This is a genomic window from Tropicimonas sp. TH_r6 (genome assembly GCF_033101155.1).
Lineage (GTDB): Bacteria > Pseudomonadota > Alphaproteobacteria > Rhodobacterales > Rhodobacteraceae > Tropicimonas.
The window spans coordinates 182,749-205,528 of record NZ_JAWMPX010000008.1; the positions used below are offsets into that span (position 1 = coordinate 182,749).

At 63.7% G+C, this 22,780-nt stretch carries 19 protein-coding genes; 14 read left to right on the forward strand and 5 right to left on the reverse strand.

All coding sequences use genetic code 11. The annotated features are described in order from the left end of the window. The first annotated feature begins 69 nt into the window (after positions 1-69). On the forward strand, positions 70-1,650 hold the full coding sequence (locus R3X27_RS10575; RefSeq protein ID WP_317708821.1) for a glycoside hydrolase family 43 protein: 1,581 nt from the start codon (positions 70-72) through the stop codon (positions 1,648-1,650). Here the strand turns inward: R3X27_RS10575 and R3X27_RS10580 are convergent. The 3 genes from R3X27_RS10580 to R3X27_RS10590 form a co-directional block, all read right to left on the reverse strand. Further along, entirely contained in the window at positions 1,647-2,909 is a 1,263-nt protein-coding gene (locus R3X27_RS10580) for a 3-deoxy-D-manno-octulosonic acid transferase (RefSeq protein WP_317708822.1), read from the reverse strand. The two genes, R3X27_RS10575 and R3X27_RS10580, sit on opposite strands and share 4 nt — an antisense overlap. A gap of 77 nt (positions 2,910-2,986) precedes the next feature. Next, positions 2,987-3,835: a YihY/virulence factor BrkB family protein gene (locus R3X27_RS10585; RefSeq protein ID WP_317708823.1), complete on the reverse strand. Its 849-nt coding sequence runs from the start codon at positions 3,833-3,835 to the stop codon at positions 2,987-2,989. Next, positions 3,832-4,737, reverse strand: a complete 906-nt coding sequence (locus R3X27_RS10590) for a YihY/virulence factor BrkB family protein (protein WP_317708824.1) — start codon at positions 4,735-4,737, stop codon at positions 3,832-3,834. Before R3X27_RS10590 ends, R3X27_RS10585 begins: the two co-directional genes overlap by 4 nt. A gap of 169 nt (positions 4,738-4,906) precedes the next feature. Between R3X27_RS10590 and R3X27_RS10595 the strand changes: the two genes are divergently transcribed. From R3X27_RS10595 to R3X27_RS10605, 3 genes are all read left to right on the forward strand, one after another. Then, positions 4,907-6,010 (forward strand): NAD(P)H-dependent glycerol-3-phosphate dehydrogenase, encoded by a 1,104-nt coding sequence (locus R3X27_RS10595; protein WP_317708825.1) that lies wholly within the window; start codon positions 4,907-4,909, stop codon positions 6,008-6,010. A gap of 275 nt (positions 6,011-6,285) precedes the next feature. Beyond that, positions 6,286-7,437, forward strand: a complete 1,152-nt coding sequence (locus R3X27_RS10600; RefSeq protein WP_317708826.1) for an acetate/propionate family kinase — start codon at positions 6,286-6,288, stop codon at positions 7,435-7,437. Positions 7,438-7,515: 78 nt separating this feature from the next. Further along, positions 7,516-9,102 (forward strand): murein L,D-transpeptidase, encoded by a 1,587-nt coding sequence (locus R3X27_RS10605; RefSeq protein ID WP_317708827.1) that lies wholly within the window; start codon positions 7,516-7,518, stop codon positions 9,100-9,102. Between the two features lie 350 nt (positions 9,103-9,452). Here R3X27_RS10605 and R3X27_RS10610 read toward each other — a convergent pair whose 3' ends face one another. Further along, on the reverse strand, positions 9,453-11,237 hold the full coding sequence (locus tag R3X27_RS10610) for a helix-turn-helix transcriptional regulator (RefSeq protein WP_317708828.1): 1,785 nt from the start codon (positions 11,235-11,237) through the stop codon (positions 9,453-9,455). A 163-nt stretch (positions 11,238-11,400) separates the two neighbouring features. Here R3X27_RS10610 and R3X27_RS10615 point away from each other — a divergent pair, with 163 nt between their 5' ends. The 6 genes from R3X27_RS10615 to R3X27_RS10640 all read left to right on the forward strand — a co-directional run bounded on the left by R3X27_RS10615 (position 11,401) and on the right by R3X27_RS10640 (position 17,099). Continuing rightward, entirely contained in the window at positions 11,401-12,171 is a 771-nt protein-coding gene (locus R3X27_RS10615; protein ID WP_317708829.1) for an ABC transporter ATP-binding protein, read from the forward strand. Next, a complete protein-coding gene (locus tag R3X27_RS10620) occupies positions 12,146-12,763 on the forward strand; it encodes an energy-coupling factor transporter transmembrane component T (RefSeq protein WP_317708830.1) in 618 nt (205 codons plus the stop codon). Before R3X27_RS10615 ends, R3X27_RS10620 begins: the two co-directional genes overlap by 26 nt. Positions 12,764-12,781: 18 nt before the next feature. Then, positions 12,782-13,333: a biotin transporter BioY gene (locus R3X27_RS10625; RefSeq protein ID WP_317708831.1), complete on the forward strand. Its 552-nt coding sequence runs from the start codon at positions 12,782-12,784 to the stop codon at positions 13,331-13,333. Positions 13,334-13,766: 433 nt separating this feature from the next. Beyond that, positions 13,767-14,768, forward strand: coding sequence for a tripartite tricarboxylate transporter substrate binding protein (locus R3X27_RS10630; protein WP_317708832.1), 1,002 nt, complete (start codon positions 13,767-13,769; stop codon positions 14,766-14,768). 60 nt (positions 14,769-14,828) lie between these two features. After that, positions 14,829-15,575 (forward strand): tripartite tricarboxylate transporter TctB family protein, encoded by a 747-nt coding sequence (locus tag R3X27_RS10635; RefSeq protein ID WP_317708833.1) that lies wholly within the window; start codon positions 14,829-14,831, stop codon positions 15,573-15,575. A gap of 12 nt (positions 15,576-15,587) precedes the next feature. Further along, positions 15,588-17,099, forward strand: coding sequence for a tripartite tricarboxylate transporter permease (locus R3X27_RS10640; protein WP_317708834.1), 1,512 nt, complete (start codon positions 15,588-15,590; stop codon positions 17,097-17,099). 84 nt (positions 17,100-17,183) lie between these two features. Here the strand turns inward: R3X27_RS10640 and R3X27_RS10645 are convergent, their stop codons facing one another. Then, entirely contained in the window at positions 17,184-17,675 is a 492-nt protein-coding gene (locus tag R3X27_RS10645) for a fasciclin domain-containing protein (protein WP_317708835.1), read from the reverse strand. A gap of 302 nt (positions 17,676-17,977) precedes the next feature. Between R3X27_RS10645 and R3X27_RS10650 the strand changes: the two genes are divergently transcribed. From R3X27_RS10650 to R3X27_RS10665, 4 genes are all read left to right on the forward strand, one after another. Continuing rightward, a complete protein-coding gene (locus tag R3X27_RS10650; RefSeq protein WP_317708844.1) occupies positions 17,978-19,519 on the forward strand; it encodes an FMN-binding glutamate synthase family protein in 1,542 nt (513 codons plus the stop codon). A gap of 301 nt (positions 19,520-19,820) precedes the next feature. After that, a complete protein-coding gene (gene msrP, locus R3X27_RS10655) occupies positions 19,821-20,750 on the forward strand; it encodes a protein-methionine-sulfoxide reductase catalytic subunit MsrP (RefSeq protein ID WP_317708836.1) in 930 nt (309 codons plus the stop codon). Continuing rightward, positions 20,750-21,364: a protein-methionine-sulfoxide reductase heme-binding subunit MsrQ gene (gene msrQ / locus R3X27_RS10660; RefSeq protein WP_317708837.1), complete on the forward strand. Its 615-nt coding sequence runs from the start codon at positions 20,750-20,752 to the stop codon at positions 21,362-21,364. The genes msrP and msrQ overlap by 1 nt, the downstream gene beginning before the upstream one ends. Before the next feature lie 39 nt (positions 21,365-21,403). Beyond that, positions 21,404-22,600, forward strand: coding sequence for an MFS transporter (locus R3X27_RS10665; protein WP_317708838.1), 1,197 nt, complete (start codon positions 21,404-21,406; stop codon positions 22,598-22,600). The last annotated feature ends 180 nt before the right edge of the window (positions 22,601-22,780 follow it).

The following is a 22,780-nucleotide window of genomic DNA, read 5'->3' on the forward strand; positions in this document are numbered from 1 at the left end:
CAGGCAAAACTCGCGAGACGCGGCTCTCGCTCCGACAACGCGCCGCTGGCCACGAATGGGAGAAACACCATGGTCTCCAACCCGATCCTGCCGGGCTTTCACCCCGACCCCTCGCTCTGCAAGGCCGGCGATACCTGGTATATCGCGACCTCGACCTTCGAATGGTATCCCGGCGTCGAGATCAATGCCTCCAAGAACCTCAGCGATTGGGAGCTCGTTGCCCGCCCGCTCGACCGTGCCGCCCTGCTGGACATGCGTGGCAACCCGGACAATTGCGGCGTCTGGGCGCCTGCGCTGTCTTATGCGGATGGGCTGTTCTGGCTGATCTATACCAATGTGAAGCGCTTCGACGGCAGCTACAAGGACGCGCATAATTACCTGACCACGGCGCCCGCGATCACCGGCCCCTGGTCGGACCCGGTGCGGATGAACTCCTCCGGCTTCGATCCCTCGCTGTTCCACGATGAGGATGGCCGCAAATGGTTCGTCAACATGCAGTGGGACTATCGCGGCGCCGAGGGGCCGCATCCGGGCGGGCATTTCGCCGGCATCCTGTTGCAGGAATATGATCACGCGAAACGGACCCTCGTTGGCCCGGTGACGCGGATCTTCGAAGGCTCCGCGCGCGGCCTGACCGAGGCGCCGCATCTGCTCAGGCATGATGGCAAATACGTGTTGATCACCGCCGAGGGCGGCACCGGCTACGAGCACGCCGTCACCCACGCCCGCGCCGACACGATCACCGGCCCCTATGAGCTGCACCCGCAGACCCACGTTTTGACTGCGGCGGACAAACCCGAAGCCGGGTTGCTGCGGATCGGCCATGGCCAGCCGGCCGGCGATTCTGAGGGTTGGTGGCACAGCTTTCTCTGCGGACGGCCCTTGCCGGGCCTGCGCCGCTGTCCGCTTGGCCGCGAGACCGGGATCACCCGGGCCTGGTGGGGGGCGGATGGCTGGATGTATTGCGACGACCCGCAGGACAGCCTACGTCCGGATGGCTACACCGAGGAGTGCAAGGAATACCGTTTCGACGGCACGATGGATCTCGACTTCCAGTGGCTGCGGACGCCGGAGACAGAGCGGATTTTCTCGACCACCGTGCGTCCGGGCCATTTGCGACTCTTTGGGCGCGAATCCATCGGGTCCTGGTTCGAACAGGCGCTTTTGGCGCGACGCCAGACCGGTTGGCGCTACTCGGCGGAAACGGTTCTCGCCTTCGAGCCACGCGATTTCCAATCACAGGCCGGGCTCGCCGCCTATTACAACCGGCACCAGTTCCACTATCTTTTTCTCTCCCGTGACGAAGCCGGGAACCGCGCGCTTGCCATCCAGTCCTGCCCGGGGCTTTGGCCCGAAGGCACCATCGAGCGGCCGATTGGCGAGGGGGTGCCGGTGCCGGAGGGGCTGCTGGAACTCGGGGTCGACGTGGATCTCGATGCGTTGCAGTTCCGCTGGCGTGTTCCCGGAAGCGAATGGGCTTTGATCGGGCCGGTGCTCGACGCCTCGGTGCTCTCAGACGAGGGCGGCCGCGGGGAGCATTCGAATTTCACGGGCGCTTTTGTCGGCATGGCGGCGCAGGATGCCAGCGGTCAGGGGCTGCCGGCCGATTTCGCAACCTTCCGCTACTGGAACCGGAACGCGGCAGGCTAGCCGAGCGGCAGCGCTGCTTCGAGCTGTTCCAGCAGGTCGGTCATGCCGCCTGTCTCGTCGAGCGCAAGCGCCGTGCGGGCCGCGCGCGTGAGATGCGCGCGGGTGGGACCATCAAGCGTCGCAAGTGCTGTACCAAGCGCTTCGGCATCCGCGACAGCCAGCGCGCCACGGGCTTGCGCCAGCGCATCGAAAGGTTCCGCGAAATTGGAGAGAAAGGGTCCGTGCAGGATGGCGCAGTCGAACTGGGCCGGCTCGAACGGCGTATGGCCGCCCTTGTCGACCAGCGAACCGCCGACGAAGCATTGCCCGGCGAGCGCGTACCAGAGCGCCATCTCGCCCATCGTGTCGGCGAGATAGACCGCGCAGTCCGCGTCGGGAAGGTCCCCGGTCGAACGCCTGCGATAGCGGAGCCCCGACGCTGCCAGCAGGGCCGCGACCTCATCGCTGCGCGGCACATGGCGCGGCGCCAGTATCAATCGCAGGTTCGGACGCGTGGCGCGGGCGGCCTGGAACGCAGCGAGGACCTGTTCCTCCTCCCCCGCATGGGTTGAGGCGGCGAGCAGGGTCTCGGCACGATCGAAGACACTCTGGAAGGGCGCAAGCTGGTCCGCCCCGGGCGGGGGCATCAGCACGGAAGATTTCAGCGTCAGCCGCGGCAGGAGAACCGCCTCCGGCAGGCCAAGGGCGCGAAACCGCGCCTCGGAGGCTGCGTCCTGCGCCGAGAGCAGGGTGACGGCGCGGATCATCTGTGCGGCCAGCCCGCCGAGGCGGCACCATTTCTTGAAGCTGCCGGCGGAGATGCGGGCGGAGACCATCGCGACCGGCAGGCCGCGCGCGGCGGCCATCGCGAAGCGGTTCGGCCAGAGATCGCCTTCGAGCAAGAGGAAGGCGTCCGGACGGATGCGGGCGAGGAAGAGGTGGAGACAGGCGCGGAAATCCAACGGGGCGAGGCTGGCAGTGACGCGCGGCAGGCGCCAGCTCCGGGCCATGTCCCGTCCGGTGACGGTATTGGCCGTGATGTGGATGCGCAGGCGCGGGTTGCGCCGAAGCAGCGCCTCGATCAGTTCGCGCGCGGAGGTCAGCTCGCCATTCGAAGCGCCGTGCAGCCAGAGGATGGTCGCGTCGCCTGACAGCGGCTTCACGCGGCCGAGCCTCTCGCCGAGATCGCTACGGTTCTCGCGCTTCTTGAGCCGACGCAGCAGGAGAAGCGCCGCGAAGACGGGCGCAAGCAGTGTCAGGAGGAAGCGGTAGAGGAGCACGGGCGCGGTCCGTCAGGCTGGGGTTGCGCCGGGATAGGCCGGGGCGCGGCGCGGGGCAAGCCCCATCGCGGCGCGGGTCAGGGACTGTCGAGATCCACTCCTTCGATCTCGGCATTGAGCAGACCGCCCAGCACGACGACATAAGCCGTGATATAGAACCAGAGCAGCATGGCGACGCTGGTGCCGAGCGAGCCATAGACGATATCGTAGCGATTGTGCAGCTGCAGGAAGGCAGCGAAGCCCCAGGAGGCCGCGCCCCAACTCAGCAGCGCGAACGCAGCGCCGAAAGAGAGCCAGGGTGTGCGCTGCGGCGCCCGGTTCGGCCCGTAGCGATAGACAACGGCAAGCCCGAACCCGGCGGCAGCCATCGCGACGCACCAGCGCATCAGCTCGACGCCCGCGCCCGGAGGCGGCATGTTCAGGAAGACCTGGCCCGCCAGCGGCACGAAGAAGATCGTGGCGATGGCGACCATGGCGACGCCCATAAGCAGCAGGGTCAGCGCAATGGAGAGGCCGTTATGGCGCAACGGGCCGCGCGCGTCGGTCCGGTAGACGGCGTTCATCGCCCGGATCAGCCCGGCGACGGCCAGTCGCGAGACCCAGAGCGCCAGCAGGAAGGAGGTGACCGAGGCCAGCCCGAGCGCGGGTTTGGGCTGCTGGGCGAGATTGTGCAGGCGGGTGGCGATGGCGTGGGTCGCCGGATCCGGGACAAGCTGGTCATAGGCGCCTATCTGGGCCTCGATGACGGCCGGATCGGCGAAGGCGCCCCAGAGCGTTACGAGCGCGCCCAAGGCGGGGAAGAAGGCCAGCAGGCCGAAAAAGGCGACACCGGCAGAGAGCAGACCTAGATTGAGCTGGGAAGTGATCCGCATCATGCGGTCCAGCCAGCGCAAGCCGCGCCGGATGTATTCGAGCGGTGTGGTCACGCGACCGGGGCCGGATCGGGAGGATCTTGCCGGATCTCGGGCTCTTCAGATTTATTGGACATGGGGGCGGGGGGCGTGTCGAGGCGTTCGCTCTCGGCATTGATCAGCCCGCCCAGCAACACCACGAAGGCGCTGAGATAGAACCACATCAGCATCGCGATAACCGCCCCGAGCGAACCGTAGACCTCATTGTAGTTGCTGAAATTCTCCAGATAGATCGAGAAGCCGACCGAGACGATGGCCCAGAGGCAGACCGCGAAGACGGAGCCGGGCGAGACGAGCGGGCTGCGCGCGTCGGGGCGGTTCGGTCCGAATCGGTAGAGCAGTCCGATGCCGAGCAGCACGACACCGATGCCGACGAGCCAGCGCAGCGCATCGATCGCCAGCCCCGAATAGGGTCCGAGCGGCAGAAAGGCGAGCAGGACCGGCGCGACAACGACGCTGGCCATGGCAATCAATGCGACGGCGATGAGCATCAGTGTGAGCAACAGCGCCAGGATGGTACTCCAGAGCCCGCTCCGCGTCGGCACCTCGTAGACCGCGTTCAAGCCCCGGATCAGCGCCGCCGTCCCGGCCCGCGTGGCCCAGAGCGCGGCAGCGATGGAGAGGGCGGTGGCCCAGCCGAGCACTTCCTTGGGGCCGGAGGCGATGGCATTCACGCGGCTGGACAGAATGTCGTAGGCCTCCTCCGGCACCATTGGCTCATAGGCCGCAAGTTGGTCCGCGACGATCTCGGGATCGGCGAAGAAGCCCCAGAGCGTGACCACCGAGGTGATGGCCGGGAAGATGGCGAAGAGGCCGTAAAAGGCGACTCCGGCAGCAATCAGGCCGATATGGCGGCTGCCGATGCCGTCACCGACGGCACGCAGGAAGGAGAACGCTCTTCGAAAGCGGGATGGCATCGGATTGTTTCTCCGGTGGTTTTTCGTTGCTACCTTACCATCTGGACCGGGCGGGAAAAGCCGGGCATTGGAGCGATGTCTCAGTGGTTGCCTTCGGCGCCGAGAGCGGTAGATTCGCGCTCCGTTCGAGCGGCATGACCGCGCCGGGCGATCAGAGGAGGAGCCAGCCATGTCCGAACCGATTGCGCGGGAGCGAAACACGGTGCCCCGGCCCTACGGGTCCATCGCGGTGATCGGCGCGGGTGCCTGGGGGACGGCGCTGGCCGCCGTAGCGCGGCGCGCGGGGCGCGAGGTCCGGCTCTGGGGGCGCAACGAGGAAGATATCGCCACGATCGCCAAGACGGGCTGCAACCTGCGCTATCTGCCCGGTGTGCAACTGCCCGAGGGGATTGCCGCGAGTTGCGATATGGAAGCGGTGCTAAAGGGCGCCGAGGCGGTGCTGATCGTCACGCCCTCGGTGACCCTGCGCGATATCTGCCGGCAGATGGCGCCGTATCTCGCGGCGGACGCGCCGGTCGTACTCTGTGCCAAGGGGATCGAGACTGGCTCCGGCAAGCTCCTGAGCGAGGTTGCGGGGGAGGAACTGCCCGGACATCATTTCGGCGCGCTGTCCGGCCCGACCTTCGCCAGCGAGACGGTTCGCAACTTTCCGACCGCCGTTACGCTGGCCTTTCCCTTTGCACAGGCGCATCGTCGCGAGCCACAGGCCGCACCCGCCTCGCGCATGGCGCTCTCGCTCGGCTCGGCCAGCTTCCGGCCGTATATCAGTGACGACCTTGTTGGCGTGGAGGTCGCGGGTGCGGTCAAGAACGTGGTCGCGATTGCCTGCGGGATGATGACTGGCGCGGGCTATGCGGAGAACACCCGGGCCGCGCTGATCACCTGGGGGATCGACGAGATGAAGGCGCTGGCCGAGATGCTCGGCGGACGGCGCGAGACCATCGCTGGGCTCTCGGGCGTCGGCGACCTGACGCTGACCTGTTCCTCCACAACGTCGCGGAACATGAGCTTCGGTGTCCAACTCGGTCGCGGGATCGATCGGCAGAATGTCTTCAATGGCAACAAGGTCGTGGTCGAAGGCGAGGTGAACGCGATTTCCGTCATCGACCTGGCTGACCGAATCGGTCTCGAAATGCCTGTCTGCCGGGCCGTCTATGACATCCTGCATGGCGGCGCGGAGCTCAGAGACACATTTGCCGCACTCTGGTCACGGCCGCTGACGGGCGAGAACAGGATCCTGAATTTTGCATTGCAGCACCCCTCCGGGAGCTGATGGCACGCCTCTGCGTAATGTTTCGGAAGCGGGGCGGGCCGTTTGGGGTCAAGTCTTGCTTGACGGCTTTTGTTGCCTTGAACGAGATTTCGTGGCCATGAATGGTGCGTAAACATTGTTCAATCGATGAAAACCGGGTCTGCGCTGATCAAACGCATCGGATCAGGCGGCCCTGCGCTTGCTGCTGATGCTGCGTCGCAGTAATGCAAGTGCAACATCGACGTTGCAGTATTGGCCACGCCGAAACGGGTGAAATTGACGAAAGGAGTGGTCCGATGTCCGCAATCCTGACCCTGAATGCCGGTTCCAGTTCGATCAAGTATTCTGTCTATCTGACGGGCGAAGGCGAGCCCGAGGAATTTGCCGTTGGCCAGATCGACGGGATCGGGCCGGACGCGAAACTGATCCTGAAATACAATGGCGAGAAGACCGAGACCGATCTCGGCAAGGCCAATCACACGGACGGGCTGAGGGCGGTCCTGACTGCGCTGAAACCGATCCTCGGCGATCACGAGGTGACCGGCGTGGGTCACCGGATCGTGCATGGCGGGCCGAATTTTTCCGCGCCGGTTGTGCTGGACGAAGAGAGCCTCGCGGAGTTGGAGGGGCTGAACAAGCTCGCCCCGCTGCACCAGCCGCACAATATCGCCGCGATCCGCGCCGCGATGGAGGCCTTCCCGGACGCAATCCAGGTCGGGTGTTTCGACACCGGGTTCCACCATGGTCACGACTTCGCCAATGACGCCTACGCGCTGCCGCTCGAGATGTATGAGGAAGGTATCCGCCGCTACGGCTTCCACGGACTGAGCTACGATTACATCACCGGTTATCTCGCCAAGACCCATCCGGAGCTGGCCGACAAGAAGGTCGTGATCGCGCATCTGGGCAATGGTGCGTCGATGACCGCCGTGGTCGGGCGCCGGGCCATTGCCTCGACGCTGGGTTTCTCGGCGTTGGACGGGCTGCCGATGGGCACTCGCTGCGGTCAGGTCGACCCGGGCATCCTGCTCTACCTGCTCGACAAGGGCATGACCAAGGAAGAGCTGACCAACCTGCTCTACAAGGAATCGGGGATGAAGGGGCTCTCCGGCATCACCCATGATATGCGCACGCTCAAGGAGTCGGACGACCCGCGCGCGAAGCAGGCGATGGAGTATTACATTGCCCGCGTGATCCGCGAGGTCGGCGCGCTGGCGGCGGCTGGTGGCGGTATTGATGCGCTGGTCTTCACCGGCGGGGTCGGGGAGAACTCGCCCGCGATCCGGAAGGGCGTGGCGGACGGTCTCGGCTTCCTCGGCATCTCGGTGGACGAAGAGGCCAATGAGCGCAGTGACGAGGAGATTGGCACCGGTTCGGTGAAGGTGCTTGTGGTCAAGACTGACGAGGAGCGCGTCATCGCCCGCGCCGTTTCGTCGAAGCTCGGCTGAGTCTCGGATACGATCTTGGATTGACAGCGGCGGACGGGCAGGGATCAACTTCCGGTGGAACAGCCGGAGGCCCATTTGATGAAGATCCCGTTTCCCGTAGTCATTTTTCTCGGCTTGCTGGCCTGGGGCTCTGGTGCCCTGGCCGGGGAGCGCGATGAGGCGATTGGCGCAGCGCTTGCCACGTCGCTCGCCGAAGGACGGCTGGCCGGGGCAAGCCTGGCAGAGCCTTCGGCGTTGCAACGCTTCTATGCCTTTCGTCAGAACGCGCCGGCCTGGGACGGCCAGGTCGACGCTCTGTTGCAGGCGGTGGACCGCGCCGTGGCTCAGGGCTACCGCCCCGAGGACTTCAACCGCGCAGAGTTGGAAACAGCTAGGGCGGTCGCCGAAAGCGGAGATGCGGTGCAGGGCGCGGATTTTGACATCCTTGCGACCGATGCCGCCATGCGCCTTGTCCATCACATGGCGTTTGGCAAGGTCGAACCGGAGTCCCTCGACACGGCCTGGAATTTCGACCGGCCGGTGATCGAACGGGACCCGTTGGAGGTCTTCGCGGAGTATGTTGCCGGAGAGGGCTTCGCGGCGCTGATGGAGCAGCTGGAAATCCGGAGCTTCCAATATCTTCAACTCGTCGATGCTCTGGCCCGTTATCGCGCCCTTGAAGCATCGGGCGGTTGGGAGGTGATCCCGGAGGGCGAGGTGCTCAAGCCCGGCATGACGGATGCGCGAGTCCCATCCCTGCGGGCCCGGCTCGCGGCAGAAGGGGCGGAGCAAGCGGCGCCTGGCGAGGAGCCGATGCTCTATGACGCGGCTTTGGAGGACGCCATCCGCGCATTCCAGCTGCGCCACGGGTTGACGCAGGATGGCGCGGTTGGCCCCAACACGCTGGCCTCACTCAACCAGCCCGTGTCCGACCGGATCGACAAGCTGCGGCTCAGCCTCGAGCGGACTCGCTGGTATAGTCGCGGGCTGGAAGAGGATTTTGTGCTGGTCAACATTGCCGGTGCGCAGACATTCGTCGTGCTGGACGGCAAGCCAGTCTGGGCGACGCGCTCGATCACCGGGTCGGAATACCGGCAGACGCCGGTCTTCGCCGATGAGATCAAGTATATGGAGGTCAATCCGACATGGTCCGTGCCGGCCTCGATCTTCCGAAAGGACAAGCTGGCGCGGATCCGCAAGGATCCCGGCTACCTGGAGCGCAACAACTATGTCGTGCGCAACCGGGAGGGGACCGTCATCCCGGCGGCGTCGGTCAATTGGGGCGCGAAAAATCCCGGTGTCTCGCTGATGCAGTTGCCGGGGCCGGACAATGCGCTCGGTCGGATCAAGTTCATGTTTCCGAACGATCACGCTGTCTATCTGCACGACACGAACAATCGGACGCTGTTCGACAAGGACGAACGGAACCTGAGCTCCGGTTGCGTGCGCATCGAAGATCCCTTTGTGTTGGCAGGGTTGCTGATGCAAGGCGATCCGTCCTGGACGCAGGCCCGGATGGAAGAGATCCTCGAGAGCGGGAAGACGACCCGGATCGACCTTCCGGAGCCCATGCCGGTCCTGCTGACTTATTGGACGGCCTGGGTCGAGGATGGTGAGGTGCAGTTCCGGGAGGACCCCTATGAACGCGATGCAGCGGTTCTTGCGGCGCTGAATGCTGCCTACTGAAATGCGTGATGCAACCTCTTGGAACGCGACGCGAAGTCCGCTGAGCAGCCCGACATGACCTGAACGCAAGCCAGACTGAAAAAGGGCGTCCGGTCCATGGGGGGACCGAACGCCCGTCTTCAAACTCTTCCCACTCACGAAGCGTCCGAAGGCTTAAATCGAACGGCACAAATACAACGCACCTGGAACAGAAACTGGCTCACCGCTGAATAGGTTCGGGCACATCGTAGACGATGCGCCGGTCAAGGGGGGCTTTCAAGGTATTGAAAGGTCGTGGGTTTTAACAGTCTTGGTATCAGGGCAATCCAGTTGTTCAATGGAATTACCCTAACTGGCCGCTTCACGACACGTCATACCCCAGTTGGGGTATATTCGCTCCGGGAGAGGTTTTTTTCGAGATCGTCCAGGGCGCTGCGCCAGTGGCGGAACAGGATGAGTTGTCCGCCATCCTCGAAAACCCGGAAGTCGATCCAGTCATAGTCGCGGCGGAATTCGTCCAAGGTCGCCAGTGGGACTTGCGGGTCCTGCGTGCCATTGAGGAAGATGATCGGCATCTCCTCGCGCAGAGCATGCACCGCGTCCGACCAGTCCTCGGTCTTCTCGCCGAGCATCATGCGTGAGAAGGCGTCATGGGCTGAGCGGTCCTCCGTCAGCGCGACTTCAGAGCCTGTCACGATGGCCTCGAAGGCCTCGGCATCCTCGAAGGTCTCGATATCGGCCTGGCTGTTGCCATAGACGGCATGGATGAACCCGCGCTTGCCGATCTTGCGGGCAAGATAGAACCCGGCCTTCACCATGAAAGGCTGCAGATGCGGCGTATATTTCGAGCCGGCAATGATGAACCGGTGCCATTTTTCCATGCGCTCAAACTGTTCGCGCCGCGTCATCGGCAGCACGCCGGCGGCGGCGACAAGCGCGGTGAAGCGGCCCGGATAGCGGTTTGCGAGCTTGACCGCGGCGTAGAAGTCGTCACCGGTCGTCAGGATCGGGCAGCGCTCTGCGCCCTCCGCGGCAAGAATCTGGCCGGCATCCTCGTAGAAGGTCTCGAAATAGTCCTGTCCGGGGGCGAGCATGGTCGACATGCCGTAGCCCGCGCGAATGGGGACGATGATCTTCATCCCGCGCGCGGCGGCCTCCCGTTCCGCCGAGGCGGGCAAGCGGACGAGCCCGTAATCGCCAGGAAGGTAGAAGACCGGCGCGCCCTTGGGGTCGCCTAGGCAGAGATAGTCCAGGCGGCGCCCGTCCGGTGTGTCCAGCGTCTCGAACGGGCGCTCGTCCAGCGTGGCATAGCCGCGGGAGACGATGCGTGGCGCAAGTTCGACGTCGAGAGTGAGGTTGGACATGTCCATGATCGACAACGCCAGCCGTACAAGCTCGACCTGGCTGCGCGTTTCGGTCTTGGACAGGATCGACTTGATCTGAGCCCGGACCGTGTCGATCGAGCGGCCACGCTGTTCGGCGATCTCCTTGACCGAACAGCATTCGACGAGCCTCTGGACCACGCTTGCCTCTGCGCCGGTCAGGTCGAAAGCGCGGCGCAGGATGTCCGAGAAGCCCTCCGGGCAGCTCACCTCGGAGGAGGCGGCGAGGATATGGCGCGCGCCATCGCCCAGCGTTGTCACTTGGAGCCGGAGGACGACGAAATGGCCGCGTTCGCGGGAACGCACGCGCAAGACGGCGGCGTTGTCCTTCTCTCCGGCAAAGACGGTGCGGGCGGCGGCAGTGATGGAACCGATATCGTCCGGGTTGATCGCAATTGTGGCCAATGCGACGCCTGCCGTGAGGTCGAGGGTCTGGAAGGCTGCCGGATTGGCCGCGTTCACCATCCCGGTCTCGTCGAAAAGGAAGGCGGCAACCTTGTCGAAAGGTGCCAGGGCCTGTGCCATCTGTGTCTTGGCGCTCGCGCTGTCGACCCGGTCGAGAAAAGCATCCGCGCGGCGAAAATGGCTGGAAATGGCGGGATCGTCCAGCAATCTGGGCGAACTGAAATCGGCCTGCTCGCGCAGGGGTTTGAGGGCTTCTTCCCAGATATCGACGAGCGATTCATAGCGCGACGGATCGAGCGCCACGTCATAGAGACGCTCAATGGCTTCGTCGCGGGCATCGCCCGACAAATGGGAGGTCTCGCGTTTCATGACGGTTCACTTGTGGGGATCTGCAATTGACCGTTCGGTAAAGAATAGCCGAAGGTAGCTGGCCATGCACCAGCAGAATACCTGACCTTAAGGCAAGGTGCTGGGACGAAAAGGGGGGGAAAGGGCTTCGACAAGCCCGCGGGCATCGTGTAAACGGCGCGCGATGAAGCGAGCGGAAGAGATGCAAGGCGCGGGTCAACCGGTGCAGAATGGCGATCCGGAAGCGGTTTGCCTGTCGGGAATCGGCTTGTCGCTCGCCGGGCGGGAGATCTTTTCCGGGCTTGACCTGTCGCTGTCGGAGCGGCGCATCGGTATCGTCGGGCGGAACGGCTCTGGCAAGAGCACGTTGGCGCGGGTGATGACCGGGCTGCAAGCGCCGGATCGAGGCGAGGTCCGGGTGATGGGGGTCGATGTGGCGAAGGATCGCCGTGCCGCGATCCGTACCATCGGCATCCTGTTCCAGAACCCCGATCATCAGATCATTTTCCCGACCGTTGGCGAAGAGCTTGCCTTCGGGCTGCGCCAGCAAGGGCGGAGCAAGGCGGACGCGCGCGACGCCGTGCGCGCCATGTTGGCGCGTTTTGGCAAGACGGCCTGGGAGGAGCGTTCGGTCGAGACGTTGAGCCAGGGACAGAAGCATCTCGTCTGCCTGATGGCGGTTCTGGTGCTGGAACCTGCGCTGATCGTCCTCGACGAGCCCTTTACCGGGCTCGATATCCCGACGACGCGTGCGTTGCAACGGCACCTGGCTGAGCTGGCGCCGATCCTCATCCATATCACCCATGATATCACGGCACTGGACGGGTATGAGCGGGCGATCTGGATCGAGGCGGGCAGAGTGGCTCAAGACGGGCCGGCCGAGGCCGTGCTGGCAGAATATCTTGCAGCGATGGTGCGGGAGGATGCCGATGCTGGCGCTGGTCTCGCCGATTGATACCCCGTATCACCGGCTTCCTGCAGGACTGAAGTTCGGTGCGCTGTCGCTGGCCACGGTCGCGCTGTTCCTGTTTGACATGGTCTGGATGCAGACTGCCGCGTTGCTGGGCGTGGTCGCGCTCTATCTCGTGATCGGCCTGGATTTCCTGCGGCAAGGGGCGGCGGCGCTTCGACCGCTCTGGCCCTTCCTGCTGCTGGTCGGCATCTGGCATTTCGTGTTGGGCGATCCGGCCGAGGGAGCGGTGGTCTGCCTGCGGCTGCTCTCGGCGGTGGCGCTGGCCAATCTGGTGACCATGACCACGCGGCTCGACGACGCCGTGGACCTGTTGATGTGGCTGCTCGCGCCGCTGCGCCGGCTTGGCGTGCAGACCGGGCTCATCGCTTTTTCCATCGCATTGGTGATCCGCTTCGTGCCGGTGATGTTGGACAATGCGCGGCGGCTGCTGGAGAGCTGGCGGGCGCGTTCGCATCGCCGTCCCGGCTGGCAGGTGATCGCGCCGATCTTTCTCGTCGCACTCGATGACGCGACGCGGGTCGCCGAAGCAATCCGTGCACGTGCCGACCTTTCTACCTATAACGCAGACGACTAATCGCGAACAGGAGTCCCCATGGAACGCAATATCGCCCTCATCGCCCTTTTCGCCGCTCTTATCGCGGTGCTTGGACTGGTGCCGAAACTCACCCTGATGTCGGGCATTCCCATCACGGCCCAAAGCCTCGGCGTGATGCTCTGCGGCACCGTTCTGGGCGCGCGTCGCGGGATGCTGGCAGTGTTGCTCTTCCTGCTGCTGGTCGCGCTTGGCCTGCCGCTGCTGGCGGGCGGTCGTGGGGGTCTGGGCGTCTTTGCGGGGCCGACCGTGGGTTTCCTTATTGGCTGGGTCGCCGGCGCATATGTGATCGGCCTGCTGACCGCGAAACTGACCTCCCTGCCGCTTGGCCTTGCTGCCGCCGGTGCCGCCGCGATCGGCGGGATCGTCGTGCTCTATGTCCCAGGCATCATCGGCATGATGATAATGCTCGACATGACGCTGCAGACGGCCTTCCTGTCGATCTTCGCCTTCATCCCGGGCGACCTGATCAAGGCGGGCCTCGCCGGCGCCATCACAGCCTCGCTGGCCCGTGCACGGCCCGGCATCGTGGCCTCGCGCCCGGCCGGCTGATCCCGAAACCTGCGCCGTCCCGACAGGGGCGGCGCACCGTCTCGCGGGGCTGGCGCGGTCTGCCGGTTGCAGAGATGTAGCTTTCCGACCGCGCCATCCGGACGTTGATCGATCCCCGCACTGCGTGCGGCGCAATCACGTCGCCATCATTCATTTCCCGCTCCCTCGGCCTCTTGATCTCCTGCGCACTTCCCAGCGTCGGGCCGGATCCTGAGCCCGCCGATCTGTCCGCACGACAATGCGGAAGGCCAGCCTGACAGCTTCCCGATCCCAGGACCCTCCCAGTGTGGGGGCAACGGCCATGTCCCTCGCCGGGCCGTGTCGAACAGGGTGTGACAAATGTTTCCACGCTGCCTCTTCGTGCAAGATATTGTTGAATGTATACGTAAACAGATGCACAACCGTATTTAGATTTTCAAACGGGAGGAGAATCATGAAACTCGCACTTACTGGAATCGTGGCCGCAGCCACCCTCGCCATGGCCGGAACCGGCTATGCGCAGGACTATCCGTTCCGCGACATCACCACCGCAGTCGTGTGGGGCGCCGGCGGCGGCACCGACACGATCAACCGCATGATCATGGCCGAGATGGAGAAGGAACTGCCTGTCTCGATCAACGTGATCAACCAGACCGGTGGCGTCGCCGGGTCGAACGGCATGGTCTATGTCATGAACCAGCCCGATGACGGTTACACGCTGGTCGGCCTGTCCGAATCCAACGTGACCGCAGCGGTCCAGGGCGGTTGGGACAAGAAGTTCGACTACTGGTATCCCTTCATTGTGGGCGGCTCGCCGGACCTGATCTCGGTCGGCAAGGACTCGCCCTACAACACGCTTCAGGAACTCGTAGACGCCGCCAAGGCCGATCCGGGCTCGATCCCTGCTGCCGCTTCCGGCGCAGGCTCGATCCACCACCTGAACCTGCTCGCCATCGAGAAAGGCGCGGACGCCTCCTTCAAGTTCGTTCCCTACAAGGGCTCGGCCCCGGGACAGGAAGCTGCCCTCGCCGGTGAAGTCGCGCTCGTCGTGACCTCGCTTGCCGAACAGGCTCCGCTGATCCTCGGCGGCGAACTGAAACCGCTTGCCACGCTGACGCCCGAAAAGGCGATGATCGGCGATATGGAAATCCCCTCCGCCTTCGACATCTATGACGGTCTGGATGCCTATCTGCCGCTCAAGCAGGCCATCGGCTTTGCGGTCCATAACTCCGCTCCCGATGACGTGAAGGCTGCCCTCGGTGCCGCCTTCGAGAAGGCCATAGCCGGTGAAACGGTCGCCAAATGGGCCGCAGACAACTACTACGACGTCGGCGGACAATATGGTGAAGAGGCCCAGAAGCTTTTCTCCGGACTGGAAAGCAACTTTGCCTACACGCTCCAGGATCTCGGCAATGCGAAGGTCGACCCGGCCTCGCTCGGCATCGAGAAACCGTAATCGTCGCAACCATCTGAACGGGGCCCGCGCGGCCCCGTTCTTCTCTTTGCTGGAGCGAACATGGAAGACAAGACCGCCCTCCGCGCGCGGGACTTCTGGACGTCCCTGATCCTCATCGCCACCTCTGCCCTCTTTCTCTGGCAGACCACCGATATCCCCCTCTTCGACACCCAGACCGGCGGCGTGACCTCCGGCGACTGGTACAACTCCGCCGCTGTTGTCCCCTATGGGATCTTTGGCCTGATGCTGCTCTGCGCGCTTGGCCTTCTGGCGATCTCGATCAAGGATGGCGGCGCCGAGCGCGCCCTGCGCGGCGCCGGCATCGGCTGGGAACGCGCCGAGCTCATCCGGATGAGCTGCATTGCCATCATCCTCTTCTTCTACATCTTCGCGCTGGTCCCCCGGGTCGATTTCACCATCTGCTCGGCGTTGTTGATCTCCGCGCTGATCTACGGGTTCCACGGCGGGCATCACCGTCGGATGATCGTCGCCGCCGGCGTCTTCTCGGCTGCCGGGCTCTATGCCTTCCTGCTACATTTCCCGCAGAGCGAATGGGCCAAGCCGCATGACGATGACTGGGTCACGCTGGCGCTCTGGGTCGGGCTGACGGTCTATTCACTTGTCTATCACCGCGACGAATACGCGATCCGCATCGCCCCGATAATGGCCGTGCTGGTGCCGCTGATCCTCGTGCTGGCGATGGCCTTCGGCTTCCGGCAGAACGTGCCGAACCGCTCCGGCCTGCTCTTCAAGCAGATCGAATACCACTACTACGTCACCCTGAAACCGCTCTGGGCGCAGAAGTAAGGGAGACAGAGTATGGAATTCTTCATTCACCAGATCACGGATTTCGGGACCGCGCTGACCAACCTTGCGCTGGACCCGATCACCTATCCCTACCTCATATGCTCGGTCTTTCTCGGCATCGTCTTCGGGGCGCTGCCGGGGCTGACGGCAACGTTGGCCGTTACGATCCTGACCGGCTTCTTCGGCAACAAGTTCCCGCTGGAGCAATCACTCATCGCCCTGATCGGAGCCTATGTCGGCGCGATCTATGGCGGTTCCTACCCGTCGATCCTGCTCAATATCCCGGGCACGGCGGCGTCGGCCGCCACCGCGATGGATGGCCACCCGCTGGCCAAAAAGGGCAGGGGCGGCGAAGCGCTCGGCATGACCACAACGGCGAGCTTCATCGGCACGCTGATCGGCACGCTTTTCCTGCTGGTCTTCGTCTGGCTTCTGCTGATGATCTCCAAGAACATCGCCAGCCCGGAAAAAGCTCTGCTTGCCCTCTTCGGCATCCTCCTTTCCGGCACGCTCATGAGCAAGGATCTGGTCCTGAAGGGCTGGATCAGCGGGCTCATCGGGCTGGCGATGGCCATGGTCGGGCTGGATCCCATCCTCTCTGAGACACGCTATGTCTTCGGCTGGTCCTACCTCATGTCCGGTTTCCAGGTCGTGCCTGTGCTGATGGGCGCCTTTGCGGTGCCGCAGATCATGGACGGCATGCGTGCGGCGGGTTCAATTGGCCAGAAGGTGGATGTGGGCAAGATCGTGCCGCGCGTCGGCACCGTCATGAAACGCTTCCCGACCATTGCCCGCTCGGGCGTGATCGGCACCGGCGTCGGCGCTCTCCCCGGTGTCGGCGAGGACGTCGCCGGTTGGGTCTCCTATGGCGTCGGCAAGGCGGTTTGCAAGGATGGCAAGGAGTTCGGCACCGGTTCGGTGAACGGTCTCCTCTCGGCCGAAGCCGCCAACAATGCGGCCATTGGCGGGGCGCTTATCCCGCTTCTGGTGCTCGGCATCCCCGGCTCGCCGCCCGCAGCGGCGCTGCTCGGCGCTCTGAAGATCAACAACGTGATCCCCGGTCCAACCATCGACCCGGCGCTTATCGTCCATGTTGTGGCGATCCTGGTCATGGCCTCCCTGACAATGGCGATCATGGGGCTGCTGACGGCGCGCGTATTCATCAACGTGCTGCGCATCCCGCAAACCATCTTCCTGCCGGTCGTCATGGTGCTGACAACCATCGGCTCGTTTTCGGTCGGCGGCGGCATCAACGATCTTTACCTGATGCTGGCAGTCGGCTTCGTGGCCTATGCGATGAACAAGATGGACTACCCCATCGCGCCTCTGGTGATCGGCGTCATCCTCGGTCCGCTCTTCGACGAAACCTTCCGGCGCTCGCTCTACCTGTCGGATGGCGATCTCTCGACCTTCTGGACCCGGCCCGGCGCGGCGATCCTGCTGTCGCTCAACATCGCGCTTGTCCTAAGCCAGATGCCCTTCATCAAGCGTGCCTTTTCGCGGCTCGTGCCCGGGCGCAGCTGACGCAAAAAAATTAGCCGGGCGGTGCTTACTCCGCCCGGCCTGTTTGGCCCACCAGCAACTGGCGGGCCTTTCCTCGCAACTGGATCAACCCTCGGGCAGGATCACCTTGTCCACGACATGGATGATGCCGTTGGAGGCCATGATATCTGCCTGAATGACCTCGGCATCGTTGATCATCACACCCTTGCGGCCATCAACCATGAGCTTGTCGCCATTGACCGTCACAGCGGAGACCGTCTGACCGGCAACATCCTCGGACATCACCTTGGTCGGGACGACGTGGTAGGTCAGGATGGAGACGAGCTTATCTTTGTTCTCAGGCTTCAGCAGCATTTCGACGGTACCATCGGGCAGGTCGGCGAAGGCTTCGTCGGTCGGAGCGAACACCGTGAAGGGACCCTTTCCCTTGAGCGTATCAACGAGCCCGGCGGCCGAAACGGCAGCGACGAGCGTGTTGAAGCTTCCAGCTCCGACGGCTGTGTCAACAATGTCCTTGCCGTGACCGTCGGCCATGGCGGAAGTGCCAGCGAAGACGGTGGCGGCGGCGGCGAGGGCGATAAAGGTTCTGCGGATCATGTTTCTCTCCCGAGATTAAAAGGTTGCCCCGGTGGGACGGTGGCTGCGCCCCGGTGGGACGATGCAATGATTACGGCCCCAGATCGGGATTGGATGTGAGAAAGTCGCTTTTTTTGAAATATGGGATCGGTGGAATCTCGAAAAATGTAGCGTTTTGAGTGGCTTGATTTGGTAATCTTTTTTTCGTCACGCACCGCCGTTTGTTCCTGCGCAACCATCAATGGGCTTGCCCGGTGCGCCGCGGGGCCTCAGGGTGAGCATGAGAAAACTGCCGGGAGGGCCGCGAGATGATGGGTGAATTCATGGGGTGGACCTTGTGGTCACTCCAGATGCTGATGCTGCTGTTTGTTTTTGTGATCGGACTCGCTGTCGCGGTTGGCGTCGCCTTCTTCATCGTCGATCGGGTGCAGACCAAGGATGCGATCCGGCGGAACTACCCGGTGATCGGACGGTTCCGGGGCTGGTTCAGCGAGTTGGGCGAATTCTTCCGGCAGTATTTCTTCGCCATGGACCGTGAGGAGCTGCCCTTCAACCGCGCCCAGCGGGAATGGATCGACCATGCCTCCGATGGCGAGAGCAACATGGTGGCCTTTGGCTCGACGCGGAATATCGGGCTGGTCGGAACGCCGATCTTCGTTTCGGCAGCGTTTCCGCCGGTGGACGGGCAATTCGCCATGACCGAACCGATGGTGATTGGTGCCGGCTGTCGGACGCCTTATCTCGCGCGGTCGATCTTCAATATTTCCGGCATGAGCTACGGCGCGATCTCCAGGCCGGCAGTGCGGGCGCTCAGCCGGGGGGCGGCACGGGCCGGGATCTGGATGAATACCGGCGAGGGGTCGGTCTCTCCCTATCACCTTGAAGGGGGCTGCGATATCGTCTTCCAGATCGGGACCGCGAAATACGGGCTGCGGGATGCGGACGGAAAGCTCTCGGACGAGAAGCTGCGCGCGGTGGCCGGGCATGAACAGGTCCGCATGTTCGAGATCAAGATGAGCCAGGGGGCCAAGCCCGGCAAGGGCGGCATCCTGCCCGGCTCCAAGATCACCGCCGAGATCGCTGCGATCCGCCATATCCCGGAAGGCGAGGACAGCATTTCGCCGAACCGGCACCCGGAGGTCTCGGACTGGGATGAGATGCTGGACATGATCGCCCATGTCCGGGAGGTCACGGGCAAGCCGGTGGGGTTCAAGAGCGTGATCGGCTCGCCGACCCATTTCCGCGAGTTCTTCGACCGCGTGAAGGCGCGTGGGCCGGAGAGCGCGCCGGACTTCATCACCATCGATGGCGGCGAGGGCGGTACGGGCGCGGCACCGATGCCGCTGATCGACCTTATGGGCATGCCGGTGCGCGAGGCGCTGCCACGGATCGTGAACCTGCGCGATGAATACGGGCTGAAGGAGCGGATCCGGATCGTCGCGAGCGGCAAGCTCGTCAATCCTGGCGATATCGCCTGGGCGCTGGCCGCCGGCGCGGATTTTGTCACCTCTGCGCGGGGCTTCATGTTCGCGCTCGGCTGTATCCAGGCGCTGAAATGCAACAAGAACACCTGTCCCACAGGGATCACCACGCATGACAAGCGTCTGCAACAGGGGCTCGTGGTCGAGGAGAAGGAGGGACGCGTGGCGCGCTACGCGACGGCGATGATCAAGGAGGTCGAGACGATTGCGCATTCGGTCGGGGTGTCCGAGCCCCGGCAGATGCGGCGGCGGCATGTGCGGATCGTGCAGGCCGATGGCGCCTCCGTGCCGATGCGCGACATCTATCCGAGTTACCGCTCGGGCGAGCCGGTCCCGGAATTCTGTCGCCCGACCGATGCGGGGCACACGCAGCAGGTGTTCTGAGGCCGGATAGGGACGGTCGATCCCGGGACGCTATGCCTATTCGTCCGGTAAGAGGAGGCCATCGCTTTTCCTTTCAAAGCGCCTTTCTGGAAGAGGCCTTGTCCTGTCGCATGTTGTTGACTGCCTCGAACTGGCGAACGCTCGCCGGCGAAGTGTTGCCTGTTGTCTCGGGCAAGGCGCCGATTGAAACATGGGAGTGGTGTTTCCTGACGCGATCCAACGATCGCGTGAGATTTGGTGTCAAAGCCCCCGCGCGGCGGTGGGATGCTCTATCTAGGTTCAAAGAGATAGGAGAAAGAGCATGGCTGGACGCTGGAAAAACGATCTGAACTGGTCGGACACGACCCCGAAGGCCGCCTGGTTGAATCGCCGGCAGATCATGGCCGGGATGGGGGCGGCCGCCTTTGGCGGGATTGCAGGACCGGCCCTTGCCGGACTCGGGGCGGTGAAGTCGGAATATTCGACGGTCGAAGAACCGAACCCGCTCGATCATATCACCAGCTACTGTAACTATTACGAGTTCGGCACCGGCAAGGAGGATCCCGCGCGGAACGCCCATATGCTGAACACCGATGGCTGGCAGGTCGAGATAGACGGGCTGGTGGACAAGCCGGGCACCTGGACGATGGATGACATCCTCAAGGGCACCACGCTGGAAGAGCGGATCTATCGCTTCCGCTGCGTGGAGGCCTGGTCGATGGTGATTCCCTGGGTCGGATTCGAACTTGCCGATCTGCTCGCGCGTGTCGGCGTGCAGTCGGGCGCGAAATACGTCGCCTTCGAAACCGCGCTGCGCCCCGACGAGATGCCGGGCGTGCGCTCGCCCGTGATCGACTGGCCTTATGTCGAAGGGCTGCGGCTGGACGAGGCGATGAACCCGCTGACGATCTTGGCCACCGGGCTCTATGACGAGCCGATGCCGAACCAGAACGGGGCGCCGATCCGGCTCGTCGTGCCGTGGAAATACGGATTCAAGTCGATCAAATCGATCGTTCGGATTTCGCTGACCGACAAGGAGCCGCCGACCAGCTGGAACAAGACCAATGGGCGAGAATACGGCTTCTATTCCAATGTGAACCCGACTGTGGACCATCCGCGCTGGAGTCAGGCCTCCGAGCGGGTCATCGGCGGCGGTATCCTTGCCAAGCGAAAGCCGACCCTGATGTTCAACGGTTATGGACAGGAAGTGGCCGGGCTTTATGAGGGCATGGATCTGGCGAAGTTTTACTGATGGCGCTGGTCGATGGCATGAATGGCGTGGTGAAGCGGCTGCCGAGCTGGCCGCTTTACCCGCTCGGCGCGGTTCCGGTTGTCTGGCTGTTCTGGCAGGGCCTGACCGGTGGGCTGGGTGTTGACCCGACCAAGGTCATCGAACACCAGCTCGGCCTGTGGGGGCTGTGGTTGCTGATCGCGGGACTTGCGATCACACCGTTGCAGCGTTTCGCGGGCCTGCGGCTGATCAAGTTCCGCCGGGCCATCGGCCTGCTGGCTTTCTTCTATATCCTGACGCATCTGCTGGTCTGGCTGGTGCTGGACGTGCAGATCCCGGCGCAGATCTGGGCCGACATTCTCAAACGTCCCTATATTACAATTGGCATGGCCGCCTTCCTGATGATGGTGCCTCTGGCGATCACTTCGAACAACTGGTCGCTCCGCAAGTTGGGGCCGGTACGCTGGCGTGCGCTGCACAAGCTTACCTATCTGTTGGTTCCGCTGGGAGCGGTGCATTTCGTCATGGTGGTGAAAGGCTGGCAGATGGAGCCGCTCTACTACCTCGCCGGTGTTGTCGCCCTGCTTGCCCTGCGTCTGCGGCCGAGTCGACGTCGGGGGGCTGCGGCAGCCTGAACCCTCCCGCTTCCCGCCGGAATGGCTAGGGTGAGCGGCATGACAGCCAGTGATACCCGGCGGGCCGTCCGCCTGACGATGCTCCTCTTCTTTGCGCAACCTTTCGCGATCGGCTGCTGGATGGCGCTGATTCCGGTTGTGAAGGGGGCGCTTGGGTTGAACGAGGCGCAACTCGCAATCGCGCTCATGGGTCTGCCAGTTGGCATCGTGCCGACCCTACCCGTCGCCGGACGGGCCATCAGCCGCTTCGGTCCGCGCCGTGTCTGCATGGCCGCGCTGCCGGTGCAGGCGCTGGTCCTCTGGCTGGTGCTGCTTGCCGGAAGTCAGACCGCGCTGTTCCTTGCCTTGATGCTGTTTGGAGCCGTCGGAGCGTTCTCACAAGTCGGGCTGAATACCTATGCCGGGCGTCTCGAAAAGGAGCGCAGCGTTGGTGTGATGAGCCGATGCCACGGACTTTGGGCAATCGGCGTCACGGCGGCCTCGGCCATGACAGCAATGGCGACGGGCCTGCCGCTGCTCTGGATCCCACTCGTGGTCGCCATTCCCGGAATGCTCGCGGGCGTTTTCGCGGCTTTTGCGCTCCCGAAGCTCGGCGCAGACTCCGTGCGGTCCGGACCGGGCAGCCGTCGCCTTTCAGACTTGCCGCGGGCTTTGATCCTGATCTCGCTCTTCGCGCTGGTCGTGGCGATGACCGAGGGGGCGATGTCCGACTGGTCCGCCGTCTACATGGCACAGCGGATGGGCGGCGAAAGCGCTGTCGCGGGACTCGCAGTGTCGGTCTACGCTGCCGCGTTGGCGATCGGGCGTCTGCTCGGCGACACGATGCGCGCCCGGGTCGGTCCCGTATCGCTGGCACGTGGGACGATCCTCGTCGCCATCCTCGGGGTGGTCCTCGTCGTGGCGCCTCTGCCGAACCTGGCAAGTTGGCTGGGGTTCGCGCTGGTGGGGCTGGGGGTCTCGGTGGGGTATCCGCTTGGGGTGACGGCGGTCGCGGCGCTTGATGATCGCTTCGAGGGGCCGAACATTGCCATCATGTCCATGATCGCGCTTTGCGGCTTCCTGATTGGTCCTCCGTTGATCGGCTTTCTCGCAGAGGCGTATTCGCTCCGGATTGGTCTCGCAGCGCTTCTGCCACTCTTGGCAGTGAGTCTCTGGCTCGCGGGCTTCCTGAAGCCCGATTCTGCGCGACTCGCCGACTCGGGGAGTGGGCGTGAGGCCGAGTCCAAGGAGTTTTGAACCGGTTTCTGTGGGTAAACCTGTGGAGAACCGGGGATTCGACTCGCAGGCGCAGGGGGTGCCCCAAGGGAAGCTCTGTCCGCAAACGTTTTTCTGAAAGAAATTTCGACAATAAATCGTTCAATTTCAACTTCTTAATGGGTGTGTCGAAAAAACTTGGATATTCTGTTCAAAAAGGTG

Bases quoted from the DNA above. Each gene is read 5' to 3' on its own strand.
- R3X27_RS10575 (WP_317708821.1), top strand. From the start codon at position 70: ATGGTCTCCAACCCGATCCTGCCGGGCTTTCACCCCGACCCCTCGCTC.
- R3X27_RS10590 (WP_317708824.1), bottom strand. From the start codon at position 4,737: ATGCCATCCCGCTTTCGAAGAGCGTTCTCCTTCCTGCGTGCCGTCGGT.
- R3X27_RS10595 (WP_317708825.1), top strand. From the start codon at position 4,907: ATGTCCGAACCGATTGCGCGGGAGCGAAACACGGTGCCCCGGCCCTAC.
- R3X27_RS10600 (WP_317708826.1), top strand. From the start codon at position 6,286: ATGTCCGCAATCCTGACCCTGAATGCCGGTTCCAGTTCGATCAAGTAT.
- R3X27_RS10605 (WP_317708827.1), top strand. From the start codon at position 7,516: ATGAAGATCCCGTTTCCCGTAGTCATTTTTCTCGGCTTGCTGGCCTGG.
- R3X27_RS10610 (WP_317708828.1), bottom strand. From the start codon at position 11,237: ATGAAACGCGAGACCTCCCATTTGTCGGGCGATGCCCGCGACGAAGCC.
- R3X27_RS10615 (WP_317708829.1), top strand. From the start codon at position 11,401: ATGAAGCGAGCGGAAGAGATGCAAGGCGCGGGTCAACCGGTGCAGAAT.
- R3X27_RS10620 (WP_317708830.1), top strand. From the start codon at position 12,146: ATGCTGGCGCTGGTCTCGCCGATTGATACCCCGTATCACCGGCTTCCT.
- R3X27_RS10625 (WP_317708831.1), top strand. From the start codon at position 12,782: ATGGAACGCAATATCGCCCTCATCGCCCTTTTCGCCGCTCTTATCGCG.
- R3X27_RS10630 (WP_317708832.1), top strand. From the start codon at position 13,767: ATGAAACTCGCACTTACTGGAATCGTGGCCGCAGCCACCCTCGCCATG.
- R3X27_RS10635 (WP_317708833.1), top strand. From the start codon at position 14,829: ATGGAAGACAAGACCGCCCTCCGCGCGCGGGACTTCTGGACGTCCCTG.
- R3X27_RS10640 (WP_317708834.1), top strand. From the start codon at position 15,588: ATGGAATTCTTCATTCACCAGATCACGGATTTCGGGACCGCGCTGACC.
- R3X27_RS10645 (WP_317708835.1), bottom strand. From the start codon at position 17,675: ATGATCCGCAGAACCTTTATCGCCCTCGCCGCCGCCGCCACCGTCTTC.
- R3X27_RS10650 (WP_317708844.1), top strand. From the start codon at position 17,978: ATGGGGTGGACCTTGTGGTCACTCCAGATGCTGATGCTGCTGTTTGTT.
- msrP (WP_317708836.1), top strand. From the start codon at position 19,821: ATGGCTGGACGCTGGAAAAACGATCTGAACTGGTCGGACACGACCCCG.
- msrQ (WP_317708837.1), top strand. From the start codon at position 20,750: ATGGCGCTGGTCGATGGCATGAATGGCGTGGTGAAGCGGCTGCCGAGC.
- R3X27_RS10665 (WP_317708838.1), top strand. From the start codon at position 21,404: ATGACAGCCAGTGATACCCGGCGGGCCGTCCGCCTGACGATGCTCCTC.